This window comes from Bradyrhizobium sp. USDA 4353, assembly GCF_054063215.1.
The window spans coordinates 3,965,506-3,978,960 of record NZ_JBSSGB010000001.1; the positions used below are offsets into that span (position 1 = coordinate 3,965,506).

The window sequence follows — 13,455 nt, forward strand, 5'->3', positions numbered from 1 at the left end:
AAAACGCCATGAGCGAGACTTTCACAAGCGCGAACGATGACGCGGATGCCGCAGCTGCGATCACCCGCACAAGGCTGAACTTCGACCTCGACGTCGATGTCTGCGTGGTCGGGGCGGGGCTGGCCGGGCTGACGACGGCGCTGTGTGCCGCGCGGCAGGGCGCCAGCGTCGCGGTGCTGGAAGGCCGCCAGGTCGGCTGGAACGCCTCCGGCGCCATGGTCGGCACGGTGCTGCCCGGGTTCGACCTGGCGCTGCCGGACCTGATCGAGCGCGTCGGGTTGGAGCGGGCGCGGGCGCTGTGGGCGCTGTCGTGGGACGGGGCCGAGTTCATCCGCGCCCAGGCCGCGGCGATGCCGGGCATCGGACTGAGCGAGGGCGCGCTCGAGGTCTCCAACGTCGATGCCGGCGATGCGCTGATCCGCCGGCTGCAGATGCTGCATGAGGATTTCGATACCGAGGTCGAGGGCTGGCAGGTCGAGCGGGTCCGCAGCGAGCTCAAGACCAACCGATACTTCCATGGCGTGTATTACCCGCGGGCGTTCCAGCTCGACGGCCGCAAATATGTTCATGCGCTGGCGCGGTTGGCGCACAAGGCCGGGGCGCGGATCTTCGAGGACACGCCGGTGGTGAGCATCGACGCGTCCGGCGTGCGCAAGCGCATCGTGACGCCGTCGGCGCGGATGCGGGCCTCGCACATCGTGCTGGCGGGGAACATTCATCTCGGCGCCCCCTTGCAGAAGCTGTCGGACACGCTGCTGCCGGTGTGGCGCTATGGCGGCGTCACCGCGCCGCTCGGCGAGCAACTCGCCGAGGCGATCGTCTTCAAGGGCTCCGTCGGCGATACCGACGGCGTTGATCATTTCCGCATCGTCGACGGCAACCGGCTGATGTGGGCGAGCCCGGAGACGACCTGGGACGCGCGCCCGAGTGGCTTTGCCTCGGCCTTGCAGCGCCGTATCCGCACCGTGTTCCCGCAGCTCGGCCGAGTCGAGATCGCCGAGACCTTCGGCGGTGTCACCGGTCAGACCGTGCACGGCATGCCGCAGATCGGCCAGCTCCGCAAAGGGCTGTGGGTGGCGAGCGGCTTCGGCCGGCAGGGCATGAACACCTCGGCGATGGCCGGGCAATTGATCGCGCAAGGCATGTTCGCCGGCGACGAGCGATGGAAGCTGTTCTCGCCGTTCGAGCTGGTCTGGGCCGGCGGCGTCAGCGGCCGGGTGGCCGGCCAGGTCGTCAATCTCTGGGTCCGCGGCCGCTCTGCCGCGGCCGGCACCTTGGCGCGGCATCGCGAGCGGGCGAGGGCGCAGGAGCGCCTCCGCGAGATCCGGGCGGCCGAAGCGCGGCAAAGGGCGGCGCAGCGGCCGGGCTCGCGGCTGCCGCTGCGGCCGCAGCCCTCCGATCTCACCCGCCGTCCGGATGCCGGGGAGGGCGGCTAGCTCGCAAGAAAGTGAGCCGGAGGCCCCGCGGCCGACGTAACTTCGCGGACTCTCATCCGTAAATCCGGTAACCCACCGCCGTACGGAGACAACCATGATCGACCGACGCATGATGCTCACGACCACAGCCGGCCTGCTCGGCTTCGCCGCCCTGCGCTGGTTCGGCGGCTCCGCACCGGCCCGCGCCGCCGAGAAGTTCGAGATCGAGAAGACCGAGGCGGAGTGGCGCGCGCAGCTGACGCCGGAGCAGTTCGACATCCTGCGGAAAGAGGGCACCGAGCGGCCCTGGACCAGCCCGCTCTTGAAGGAGCACCGCAAGGGCACCTTCGCCTGCGCCGGCTGCGACCTGCCGCTGTTCTCGTCGGACACCAAGTTCGACAGCGGCACCGGCTGGCCGAGCTTCTTCAAGCCGCTCGACAATGCGGTCGGCACCCGCCAGGACAAGACCTATGGCATGGTCCGCACCGAGGTGCATTGCCGGCGCTGCGGCGGCCATCTCGGCCACGTCTTCGACGACGGCCCCAAGCCGACCGGCCTGCGTTACTGCATGGACGGCCTGTCGCTGGTGTTCCACCCCGCCAGCCCGTCGTCGACCTGACGAAAATTCCTCGCCTGAATTGTCGCGCGCGTCCGTTGAAGACCTGAAAAGCGGGTCTTCAGGACGCGCCGGCACCTGCGTGTAGCAGCCGAGCCGGAGCGCGACCGTGCGCGGCTGCCCCGGCAAGAACTGCCGGCTCGGCAATTGTTCACCACTTTCGATACCGCTTTTTTCACGTCGTTATTTTCCAAGTCGCTGATTTCACAGCGAAATGCCATCTGGCACGGTGATTGCGACACATCTCCACGAAAACGCGGCCCAGGGCGGACCGGCCGCCGGGTCAATGTGGAGAGAATGGTATGGGTATCTTCGACGCGATGAACACCTCGGTGAGCGGCCTGTCCGCTCAATCATTCGCGCTGCAGAACATTTCCGGTAACATCGCGAACGCCTCGACCGTTGGCTACAAGGGCATCGGCACTAGCTTCGAAGACCTCATCCCGAACGCCACCAACCCGACCCGGCAGAACGCCGGCGGCGTCACCGCCTTCGCCAAGGCGACCATCACCACCCAGGGCACGGTCTCGACCTCCTCGGTCGCCACCAACATGGCGATCAATGGCGACGGCTTCTTCAACGTGCAGAAGGCCTCGTCGGTGGTCGACAACGTGCCGGTCTTCACCGGCGTCACCAACTACACGCGCCGCGGCGACTTCCAGCTCAACGCCAACGGCAACCTGATCAATGGCGCCGGCTACTATCTGATGGGCGTCGCGGTCGATCCCAAGACCGGCAACGCCACCGGCAACGTGCCGACTGTGCTGCAGTTCGCCAACAACTTCGTGCCGGCCCAGGCGACCACCGCCGTTCAATACGCCGCCAACCTGCCGACGCAACCGAAGACCGGCGCCAGCGGCAACGCAGCGACCGGCACGCTGGTCGCGGCCGGCGGCCTCAACTCGGCCGACCTGTCGAACGTGCCGCTGCCGGTCGGCACCAACTTCTACAGCGATCGGACTCAGACCGTCACCACAGTGAACGCCAAGAACGGCTCACCGGTGACCGGGTCGACGCTGCTGTCCGGCGCGGCTGCGTCCAACTCGGTCGCCAGCGACTTTGTCGCTGGCGACACCATCACGCTGACAGGCAGCGCCGGCGACGTCGTCACCTTCACCTTCGTCAACTCCGGTGCGTCGGGCAACCAGATCAACGTGACCGACAGCGTCAACACGCTGATGGCCAAGATCGCTGCCGTCACCGGCGTCTCGCCGACGATCAGCGGCGGCGTCATGACGCTGCACTCGGGCAGCGGCGAGGATTGGAAGATATCCAGCCTCGCCAACGGCTCGACCACGACGGCCGCGCCCGGCTTTGTCTCGCTCGGCTTCACCGCCACGCAGATCAGCGCCGCCACCGGCTTCAGCCTGCCGCGCAACTCTGCCGCCGGCACCGGCATCGTGATCGGCAACGACCTGACCAATTTCAACAACGAAACCATCTCCGGCGGCGCCGTCACCACCTACAACTCCGCGGGCACGCCGGTGAACGTGCAGCTGCGCTGGGGCAAGATCGACAGCGCGACGCTGGGCACCGGCCACAAGGACGTCTGGAACCTGTTCTACCAGACCAACTCCTCCGCGACCGGCTCGACGGTGGCCTGGCAGAACGTCGGCACCAATTTCACCTTCGCCGCCGACGGCTCGCTGACCTCGCCGACGACCTCGGCGATTTCGGTGCCCAACGTGGTCGTCGACGGCACCACGCTCGGCACGATCAGCCTCAACATCTCCTCCGGCGCATTGACGCAATATGCCAGCACGGTCGGCTCTGCCACGATCAACCAGATCTCGCAGAACGGCTTCGCCGCCGGCCAGCTGCAATCGGTCGCCGTCAACAACAGCGGCATCGTGACCGGCACCTTCTCCAACGGCCAGACCATCAACCTGGCGCAGGTGACCTTGTCGCACTTCAACGGCACCAACTATCTGAAGGCGCTCGACGGTGGCGCCTATGAGGCGACCGACCAGTCTGGCCAGGCCATCATCGGCGCGTCCGGCAAGATCTCGGGCGGCTCGCTGGAAGGCTCGAACACCGACATCGCCGACGAGTTCACCAAGCTGATCGTGACCCAGCAGGCCTATTCGGCGAACACCAAGGTGATCACCACCGCCAACTCGATGGTGCAGGATCTTCTGAACGTGCTGCGCTAAACGCGCGGCCACGTGGCAGTTGAATTGACATAAGGCAAACGAACATGGGTTTGAGTTCAGCCCTCGCCACCGCGATGTCCGGCCTGCGCTCGACGCAGGCGGCGCTCTCGATCATCTCGTCGAACGTCGCCAACGCCAACACGCCCGGCTACGTCGCGCAGAACCCGAACCAGATCGAGGTCGCCTCCGGCGGCTTCGGCTCGACGGTGATGACGACAGGCGTCAACCGTCAGCTCGATTTGTTCGTGCAGAACCAGCTCCGCACCGAGACCTCGGGCGGAGCCTATGCCAATCAGATGGCCAATATCCTGACGCAGTTGCAGAGCGTGTATGGCACGCCCGGCGGCAGCGGCACGATCGAGACGGCGCTCAACAACTTCACCACAGCGCTGCAATCGCTGTCGAACAATCCAAGCAACCAGTCGGCGCAGTCGGTGGCGCTGTCGGCGGCGCAGGGACTGGCGCAGCAGCTCAACGCGACCACCAAGGGCATCCAGACGCTGCGCACCAATGTCGATCAGGACATCGGCAACTCGGTCACCCAGGCCAATGCGGCGATCAAGCAGATCGCCACCTTGAACACGCAGCTTCAGGGGCTCAGCCCGTCAGATCCGCTATCGGCGACGTTGCAGGACCAGCGCGATAACGCCATCGACACGCTGTCGAAATATGCCGACATCCGCGTCGTCTCGGACTCGACCAACGGCGTCAGCGTGTTCACCAATTCAGGCGTCCAGCTGGTGGGCGCAGGGCTGTCGTCGGAGTTCACCTTCTCCTCGCCGGGTACGCTCGATGCCACCTCGCTCTACAGCAGCAACCCGACCCAGTCCGGCGTCGGCCAGCTCAACATCAAGCTGTCGAACGGCGTGTCGCTCGACGTCGTCGCCAACAATCTGCTGAACTCCGGCCAGATCGCGGCCGACCTGAAGCTACGCGACCAGACGCTCGTGCAGGCGCAGACCCAGGTCGACCAGCTCGCGGCGACGATGTCGTCGGCGCTGTCCGACAAGACCACGGCCGGCACTGCGGTCACCGGTCCGCCGGCCGGTTTCGACGTCTCGACCACGGGCCTGCTCGCCGGCAACACCATCAATCTGACCTACACGGATTCGAGCAACGTCCAGCGCCAGGTCAAGATCGTCAACGTCAACGATCCCGCCGCGCTGCCGCTGCAGAATGCGACCGGCGCGAACCCATCCTATGTCGGCGTCGACTTCTCGCTCGGCATGGCCTCGGTGGTCACGCAGCTCAACAGCGCGCTGGGCTCGGCGCATCTGCAATTCGCCAATCCCTCCGGCACGACGCTGCGCATCACCGATGACGGCACCAGCCAGGCGACGGTGCGGGCGGCTTCGTCCACCACGACGGTGCAGACGCTGGCGAGCGGCAATGCGCAGCTGCCGCTCTTCACCGATGGCGGCGCGCTCTACACCGGCAAGATCACCTCGACCGGCATCCAGATGACCGGCCTGGCCGGGCGGCTCAACGTCAATCCGGCGCTGCTCAACGACGCGACCAAGCTGTCGACCTATTCGACCTCGCCACAGACGCCGGCGGGCGATGCGACGCGGCCGGACTTCCTGTTCTCGCAGCTCACCTCGGCCACCTTCAGCTACTCGCCGACGACAGGCCTCGGCTCGGCCGCGCAGCCGTTCCAGGGCACGGTGTCGGGCTATCTGCAGCAGTTCGTCAGCCAGCAGGGCAGCGCCTCCAATCTCGCGACCCAGCTCAGCCAGGGCCAGAGCGTGGTCGTGAGCACGCTGAAGGAAAAGTTCCACGCCACCGCCGGGGTCAACATGGACAGCGAGATGTCCAACCTGATCCAGGTCCAGAATACCTATGCGGCCAACGCTCATATCATGTCGGTCGTGCAAAGCATGATGCAAAGCCTGCTCCAGGCGTATCAGTAAGGCGCGTGTAAGATGACGATCACCAGTGTCAATTACGGAACGTCTCTGCTCGGCCTGTCCGTGCGGAACATCTCCAATCAGCTCGCCGACCTCTCGACGCAGCTCTCGAGCGGCGTCAAGTCGAACCAATATGCCGGCATGGGCCCGGACGAGGGCTTTGCGATCGCGGCGCGGGCGCAGCTGGCGAACATTTCGTCCTTCACGCTGACGATGACGCACGTCAACACGGTGATCGGCGCGGTCAACAGCTCGCTGCAATCGCTGTCGAAGATCAGCAGCCAGATCCAAACCGGCGCCGCGGCGACGCCGCAGAACCTCACCAGCACCGGCCAGACTACCGGTCAGCTGACGGCCTCGTCGAACCTGTCGGCGATCACCGGCATTCTCAACACCCAGGTCGGCGACCGCTTCATCTTCTCCGGCACCGCCACCGACCGGCCGGCGATCGCCTCGGCCGACGACATCCTCAACGGCACAGCCACTCAGGCCGGTCTGAAGCAGGTCATCGCCGAGCGGCAGCAGGCCGATCTCGGACTGAACGGCCTAGGTCGCCTCAATCTCTCGGCCTCGGCGACGATGCCGATTACGCTTGCGGAAGATGTTGCGGGCTCGCCGTTTGGCTTCAAGCTGAGCAACGTCAATTCGTCGCTGACCAACGCCACCGTGACCGGACCTTCGGGCTCGCCGGCCGGCATTTCGGTTGATCTCACCGCTGGCAATCCCAATGCCGGCGACCAGATCAGCTTCACCTTCAAGCTGCCCGACGGCACCTCGGAGGCGATCAAGCTGACGGCCTCGACGACGACGCCGGCGCCCGCCAACACCTTCGCGATCGGCGCGACGCCGGCCGCGACCTCTGCCAACCTCAATGCGGCGCTGAATACGGCGCTCACGACCCTGGCCAATACCTCGCTCGTCGCCGCCTCGGCGGTCACTGCGGGCGACAACTTCTTCAACACGGCAAGCTCCGTCTCCGGCACTGTCGTCAACAACAAGGCCGCGACCCCGGCACCGATCACCGGCGCGACCTTGCTGTCAGGCGCGGCGAGCACCAATTCGATCGCCACCAATTTCGCCACCGGCGACACGATCACGGTGAACGGACAGACGCTCACCTTCGTCGCCTCGGGCGCCAATGGCGCTAACCAGATCAACGTCACCGACACCGTGCAGACGCTGCTCGGCAAGATCGACGCGCTGAGCGGCACGTCGAACGCGTCCACGGTGAGCGGTGGCGTGATCACCCTGCGCACCGACAATGCTGCCGGCTTTTCGGTGACGAGCTCGAACGCCGGCGCGCTGTCCGCTCTGGGCTTCTCGGGCACGGTCACGGCTCCGACGCCGCCGTTGCGAGTGTCCGGCTCGCCGCTGGCGTCGGCGACCAGCCTCGTCAACGGCTCGGCCAACACCGTGAACTGGTACACCGGCAACAGCGGGCCGGGCTCGGCCAGGTCCAGCGCGACCATCCGCATCGACACCGCCCAGAGCATCCAGTTCGGCGCCCAGGGCAACGAGTTCGCGATCCGCAACCTCGTGCAGCAGACCGCGGTCTATGCCGCCGTCAACACTCCGCCTGCCGGCGCCAATGCGGGGCAGCAGATCGGCGCGCTCAGCCAGCGCATCGCCGCCAACCTGACGCCGCAGCTCGGCCAGCAGACGATCTCGGACATCCAGACCGACTTCGCCAACGCCCAGACCACGATGAAGGACGCGACGGCTCGCCAGACCCAGGCGAAGGCGGCGATGCAGGCCATGGTCGACCAGACCGAGGGCATCTCGCAGCAGGAGGTCGCGAGCCAGATTCTGCAGCTTCAGACCAATCTGCAGGCGTCCTATCAGACCACCGCGATGCTCGCCCAGCTTACGCTGGTCAAATATCTGTAAAACAACGGGAGAGGCGGCGGTTAGGCTTTCGTTAACCACGTCTCTTTAGCTTTTGTTCAGATCTGGGGCGAGAGCCTCTTTGTCTGGAGGCTGACGTGAGTGACGTGACGGACGAGCGGATCCACCTGGTGGTCGCCACCCCGTGTTTCGGCGGACAGGTGTCGAGCATCTATGCGAGCTCGATCTTCGCCCTGCAGCGCGAGCTGCGCGCCACCTCCAATGTCGGCCTGACCGTCCACATGCGTGATGGCGATGCGCTGATCACCCGCGCAAGGGCGAACCTGGTCACGCTGTTCCTCAACGATCCCACCGCGACGCATCTTTTGTTTGTCGATGCCGACATCGGCTTCACGCCGAAGCAGGTGTTTCGCCTGATCGAATCCGGCGGCGACATGGTCGCCGGCGTCTATCCGGTCAAGAAGGTCAATTGGACCAAGGCGCGCCGCGCCATCCAGTCCAACCGCATGGATGTTCCCGCCGCGTCGCTCGACTACGTGCTCGAGATCGACGATCCCGACCATGTCGCCGTCGTCAACGGCTTCACGCGGGTGCGCTATGCCGGCACCGGCTTCCTGATGATCCGTCGCCGCGTGATCGAGGCGATGATCGCGCACCCGGCCTACGCATCCTTGCAGTTCTTCCGCGAGCATTCGCAGGACGCGCTGGCCGGCAGCCCGAACCGCTTCGCGCTGTTCGAATGCATGATCGACCCGGAGACCGGCACCTATCTCAGCGAGGATTTCGCGTTCTGCAAGCGCTGGACCGATCTCGGCGGCGAGATCTGGGCCGACCTCGACAGCCGGCTCGACCATGTCGGACCGTCGGTGTTCCACGGCAATGTCGCCTCGCAATTCGCATCGGCCGTGAACGTCCCCACGGCCGCCGCAGACGCCGCGTGACGATCGCGCCATGACGCCGCCTGCAACCCGGCCGGAGCTTTCGACATCGTCCGCCGCCGATTGGCGCGGGGAGGGCGCAGCAAGCACAGGGCTGCGCGATCTCTTCGCCTTGCTCGGCGATCTCCTGATCGACGGCGGCGACACCCGCCTTTCGCTCGATCGTCCCTGGGGCCGCAATGCCTATGGCTGCGGGCCGTCGCCGGCGCCGGAGCTGCTGTGCTTCTCGTCGAGCACGGCCTCGCCGATTTCCGAGCGCGCCTATGCCCGCGCCGAGCTTGCGCGCGAGCGACTAATGCATGCGGCGATCTCGCTTCCGCTCAAGGAGGCGCTCGACCGCCGCACCGAGGAGATGCGCGGCGAGCTGCGCGTCCATCTGCAGCTCTCCGACGACATCGACATCATCTTTTCGCCGTCGGGCACCGATGCGCAGCTGCACGCGCTGGCGCTGGTGCGCGCGATGCTCGGCGACAATCTCACCAGCGTGATCGTCGGCAGCGACCAGACCGGCAGCGGCACCGCCGCCAGCGCGCGCGGACGCCATTTCAGCACGCGAACCGCGAGCGGCCTCGCCGTGACCAGGGACGCGTCGATCGAGGGTCTCTCGGGCGACGCGGTGTTCCTGCCGCTGCTCGAGGCTGCATCGATGCAGCCGCGCAGCGACGTCGACGCCGCGGTGATCGAGACCGTCGACGCGTTGGTGCGCGTTGGGCGCAACGTCCTGCTACAGGCGATGGACGCCTCCAAGCTCGGCTGGCGCGCGCCGGGACTGGCGTGCCTGGACGAGGTGGCGCGGCGCTGGCCGGGCCGTGCCCGGATCGTCGTCGATGCCTGCCAGATGCGCCTCGATCCGACCCGGCTGCGCGATCATCTCGATCGCGGGCATCTGATTCTGATCTCCGGCTCGAAATTCTTCGGCGGACCGGCCTTCAGCGGCGCACTGCTGGTGCCGCGCGATGTGGCAGCTATCATGCGCCGCGGGCCGGCGCTGGCGGCAGGCCTGTTCGGCTACGTCAATCGCAGCGACTGGCCGATGGCCTGGACGGATCTGCGGGCGCGATCAGTGCCGCGCGCCAATATCGGACAATGGCTGCGCTGGGAGGCTGCGCTCGAGGAGATCGCGGCCTATCACGCGGTGCCCGAGGTGTTCCGCCGCATGGCGATCCGGCAGCTCGGGGAGGCGATCGAGAGCCTGCTGATGCTGTCGCCAGTGCTGCGTCCGCTCGCAACCGGCGCGACCACCGATCAGGCGACCAGCGAATTCGGCTTCCCCACGATCTTTCCGTTCACGCTTCAGCGCGACGGCCATCTGCTCGATCTCGGCGAGACCCAGGCGGTCTATCGCGCGCTTCAGCAGGATCTCAGCGACCGCTTCAGCGGCCGCGATGCCGCCGTGGCCGGCCGTCAGTGCCTGATCGGCCAGCCGGTGCGCATCGACCGCGACGGTGCGCCGCCGGCCGCGGCGCTGCGGCTGTGCATCGGCGCGCGCGAGGTGACGGAGGCGTGGTGCGACGATGTCACCACCGCGCGCGTCAATCTCGAAGCCGACATCGACCGCATCGCCGACGTGGTCGCCAAAACAGAGCTGCTCGTCACTGATCTGAGCAGCCAGGATCTCAGGGATATCTGTCATGCCAACTGATTTGCTCGCTCTCGCCGAACCGGCCGGCGCAGACTGCGCCGAGCGCATCGGCATGGCCAAGATCGCCAAGGCCGCCTTCGACGGCCAGGATCTCAAGCCCCTATGGGCCGCGCTGCTCGGCAAGCTGCTCGACGGCACCGCGACGCCGGGCGAGGGGCTCGATCTCGCGCTGGTCGCGCAGCTGATCGGCGAGAAATCCTCCGGACTCGCGATCCAGCATGACGTGCTGCAGGCGCAGCAGCTCTATCGCGTGACGGGCAAGAGCCCGACGCCGCGGCTGCGCGTGCTCGCGCTGGCGGCGGCAACCGACATGGGCAGCAATACGCCGATCGAGTTTCTGCTCGAGGACAGCGATATCGAGCTGCTGCTGCTCTACGTCGTCCCGGGCGCGGAGCTTCCGGCGCCGCTGCCGGCGCACGACATCGCCATCGTCATCGCCTCCGATTCCGAGGATTGCCAGCACGCGCTGCACGAGATCAATGCCGTCGCGGCGCGCTGGCCGCGCCCGCTGCTCAATTCACCCGAGCGGATCTGGCATCTCGACCGCGACAAGCTGCACACGCTGCTCGCCGGCATCGAGGGGCTGGCGATCCCCGCGACTGTTCCGGTCGACCGTGAGCGCCTGGTTGAGGTCGCGGACGAGCGCGAGCTGATCGAGGACGTCAATGGCGCGCTCGGCTTTCCGATCATCGTCCGGCCGCGCGGCTCCCATGCCGGCGTCGGCCTCGAGAAGGTCGAGGAGCCGATCGAACTGTCGCTGTATCTCGACGAGCGCGACGAGCAGGAGTTCTTCGTGTCGCGCTTCGTCGACTATGCCAGCGAGGACGGACAGTTCCGCAAATATCGCGTCGTGTTCGTCGATGGCGTGGCCTATGCCTGCCACATGGCGATCGCGAAGCGCTGGGACATCTGGTACCTCAACGCCGGCATGGCCGCGAGCGAGAGCAAGCGCCTCGAAGAGGCGACGTTCATGCAGACCTTCGACATCGGCTTCGGCCGGCGTCATCGCAGCGTGCTCTCGGCGATCGCCGAGCGCATCGGCCTCGACTATTTCATCATCGACTGCGCGGAGACCAAGGACGGCGCGCTGCTGGTGTTCGAGGCCGACAACACGGCGGTCGTGCACAACATGGATCCGCCGGATGTCTTCCCCTACAAGCCGCCGCAGATGCAGAAGATCTTCTTAGCCTTTGCCGACATGATCGCAAAGCGCGCCGCCTCGCGGGCGGAGCAGGCGGCGTGAGCGACGCCGCGCGTATCGATCCGTCGCTGCGGAAGACGGACACGCTCGATCCGCAGGACTGGAGCGAGGTGCGCGCGCAAGGTCATCGCATGCTCGATGACATGATCGACTACATCGCCGGCATCCGCGACCGCCCGGTCTGGCAGCCGATGTCACGTGAGACGCGGCAGCGCTTTTGCAGTCCGCTGCCGCACGCGCCGACCGATCTCGCCGAGGTCTATCGCGATTTCAGCGAGCTCGTCGTTCTCCATGCCACCGGCAACGTGCATCCCGGCTTCATGGGCTGGGTGCATGGCGGCGGCACAGTGGTGGGCATGCTCGCCGAGATGCTGGCGGCCGGGCTGAATGCCAATCTCGGCGGCCGCGACCACGCGCCGATCGAGATCGAGCGCGAGGTGGTCGGCTGGACGCGGCAGCTGTTCGGCTTCCCTGAAAACGCCAGCGGCATCTTCGTCACCGGCACCTCGATGGCCAATCTGATGGCCGTGCTGGTGGCGCGCCGTGCCGCCCTCGGCGCCTCCGTTCGCAGCGAGGGTCTCGGCGAAGTCGGCCTGCGCCTGCGCGCCTACACGTCGAAGGCCGCGCATGGCTGCATCGCCAAGGCGATGGACATCTGCGGCCTCGGCAGCGACGCACTGCGCAGCATCGCGGTCGACGCCTCGCACCGCATCGATGTCGCAGCGCTCCGCGCCGCGATCAGTCGGGACCGTGCTGCGGGCCTGCACCCGTTTCTCGTCGTCGCCTCCGCCGGCACCGTGGACATCGGCGCGATCGACGATCTCGCTGAGCTGGCCGAGCTCTGCCGCAGCGAGGGCCTGTGGTTTCACGTCGATGGAGCGTTCGGCGCGCTGGCGATGTTGTCGCCGGAACTCGCGCCCAAGCTCGCCGGAATCGAGCGGGCGGATTCGATCGCGCTCGACTTCCACAAATGGGGGCAGGTGCCCTATGACGCAGGATTCCTGCTGGTGCGCGACGGCGCACAGCATCGCGACGCCTTCGCTTCGCCCGCGGCCTATCTACGCCGCGAGACGCGCGGCCTCGCGGCCGGCGCGGAATGGCCGTGCGACCTCGGTCCCGATCTGTCGCGCGGCTTCCGGGCGCTGAAGACCTGGTTCACGCTGCGGACCTACGGCGCGGACCAGCTTGGACGCATGATCGCGCAGAGCTGCGCGCTGGCGCGACATCTCGAAGCATGCGTGCGTGCCGAGCCTGAGCTGGAATTGCTGGCTCCCGTCAATCTCAACATCGTCTGCTTCCGCTACCGCTGCACGGATGCCGACGCGATCAATGGCGCTGTCGTCGCCGACATCCATGAATCCGGCATCGCCGCACCCTCGACCACGATGCTGGAGGGCCGCGTGGCGATCCGCGCTGCGATCGTCAATCATCGCACGCAGGCGCACGACATCGATCGGCTGGTGGCGGCGGTCCTGATGTTCGGCCGGCAGCGCGCGGCCGGCCTCTCGCCATTGATCGAATTGGAGGCGCCGCCGCTCGCGCCGTGATGGTAAACACCTCCCACCACCTCAGGTCGATCACCCGATCATGCGGATCACCTGATAGGACGGCGTCAACCTTTCCGAAGTTGGTTGACGCGTGGTGAAGACGCGCGCGCACACCTAAATCTGCGTGTGATTTCAACGCGTGCGCTCATCGGCTGCGGCCACGATACAACCGCATGCACAGCCGCTGGCCG

9 protein-coding genes are annotated in these 13,455 nt (G+C 66.7%); all 9 read left to right on the top strand.

From position 1 onward, the window contains the following. The first annotated feature begins 8 nt into the window (after positions 1-8). The 9 genes from ACVILH_RS17710 to ACVILH_RS17750 all read left to right on the top strand — a co-directional run bounded on the left by ACVILH_RS17710 (position 9) and on the right by ACVILH_RS17750 (position 13,264). Complete coding sequence (locus tag ACVILH_RS17710) at positions 9-1,436, top strand: NAD(P)/FAD-dependent oxidoreductase (RefSeq protein WP_456714033.1); 1,428 nt, start codon at positions 9-11, stop codon at positions 1,434-1,436. A gap of 94 nt (positions 1,437-1,530) precedes the next feature. Further along, positions 1,531-2,034: a peptide-methionine (R)-S-oxide reductase MsrB gene (gene msrB / locus ACVILH_RS17715; protein WP_456714034.1), complete on the top strand. Its 504-nt coding sequence runs from the start codon at positions 1,531-1,533 to the stop codon at positions 2,032-2,034. 299 nt (positions 2,035-2,333) lie between these two features. Next, positions 2,334-4,184 (top strand): flagellar hook-basal body complex protein, encoded by a 1,851-nt coding sequence (locus ACVILH_RS17720; protein ID WP_456714035.1) that lies wholly within the window; start codon positions 2,334-2,336, stop codon positions 4,182-4,184. 44 nt (positions 4,185-4,228) lie between these two features. Further along, complete coding sequence (gene flgK, locus ACVILH_RS17725; RefSeq protein WP_456714036.1) at positions 4,229-6,094, top strand: flagellar hook-associated protein FlgK; 1,866 nt, start codon at positions 4,229-4,231, stop codon at positions 6,092-6,094. A 12-nt stretch (positions 6,095-6,106) separates the two neighbouring features. Next, the gene (locus tag ACVILH_RS17730) at positions 6,107-7,978 is read left to right on the top strand and encodes a flagellar protein (protein ID WP_456714037.1); all 1,872 of its coding nucleotides are present in this window, start codon (positions 6,107-6,109) and stop codon (positions 7,976-7,978) included. A gap of 95 nt (positions 7,979-8,073) precedes the next feature. Further along, a complete protein-coding gene (locus ACVILH_RS17735; protein WP_456714038.1) occupies positions 8,074-8,877 on the top strand; it encodes a hypothetical protein in 804 nt (267 codons plus the stop codon). Between the two features lie 10 nt (positions 8,878-8,887). Next, positions 8,888-10,516 carry a hypothetical protein gene (locus tag ACVILH_RS17740; protein ID WP_456714039.1) on the top strand — a complete coding sequence of 543 codons (1,629 nt, stop codon included), beginning with the start codon at positions 8,888-8,890 and terminating at the stop codon, positions 10,514-10,516. A 52-nt stretch (positions 10,517-10,568) separates the two neighbouring features. After that, on the top strand, positions 10,569-11,759 hold the full coding sequence (locus ACVILH_RS17745; RefSeq protein WP_456717013.1) for an ATP-grasp domain-containing protein: 1,191 nt from the start codon (positions 10,569-10,571) through the stop codon (positions 11,757-11,759). Further along, the gene (locus tag ACVILH_RS17750; RefSeq protein ID WP_456714040.1) at positions 11,756-13,264 is read left to right on the top strand and encodes a pyridoxal phosphate-dependent decarboxylase family protein; all 1,509 of its coding nucleotides are present in this window, start codon (positions 11,756-11,758) and stop codon (positions 13,262-13,264) included. The genes ACVILH_RS17745 and ACVILH_RS17750 overlap by 4 nt, the downstream gene beginning before the upstream one ends. Positions 13,265-13,455 lie beyond the last annotated feature (191 nt).

Coding starts and splice junctions, on each gene's coding strand:
- ACVILH_RS17710 (WP_456714033.1), top strand. CDS start 9: ATGAGCGAGACTTTCACAAGCGCGAACGATGACGCGGATGCCGCAGCT.
- msrB (WP_456714034.1), top strand. CDS start 1,531: ATGATCGACCGACGCATGATGCTCACGACCACAGCCGGCCTGCTCGGC.
- ACVILH_RS17720 (WP_456714035.1), top strand. CDS start 2,334: ATGGGTATCTTCGACGCGATGAACACCTCGGTGAGCGGCCTGTCCGCT.
- flgK (WP_456714036.1), top strand. CDS start 4,229: ATGGGTTTGAGTTCAGCCCTCGCCACCGCGATGTCCGGCCTGCGCTCG.
- ACVILH_RS17730 (WP_456714037.1), top strand. CDS start 6,107: ATGACGATCACCAGTGTCAATTACGGAACGTCTCTGCTCGGCCTGTCC.
- ACVILH_RS17740 (WP_456714039.1), top strand. CDS start 8,888: ATGACGCCGCCTGCAACCCGGCCGGAGCTTTCGACATCGTCCGCCGCC.
- ACVILH_RS17745 (WP_456717013.1), top strand. CDS start 10,569: ATGGCCAAGATCGCCAAGGCCGCCTTCGACGGCCAGGATCTCAAGCCC.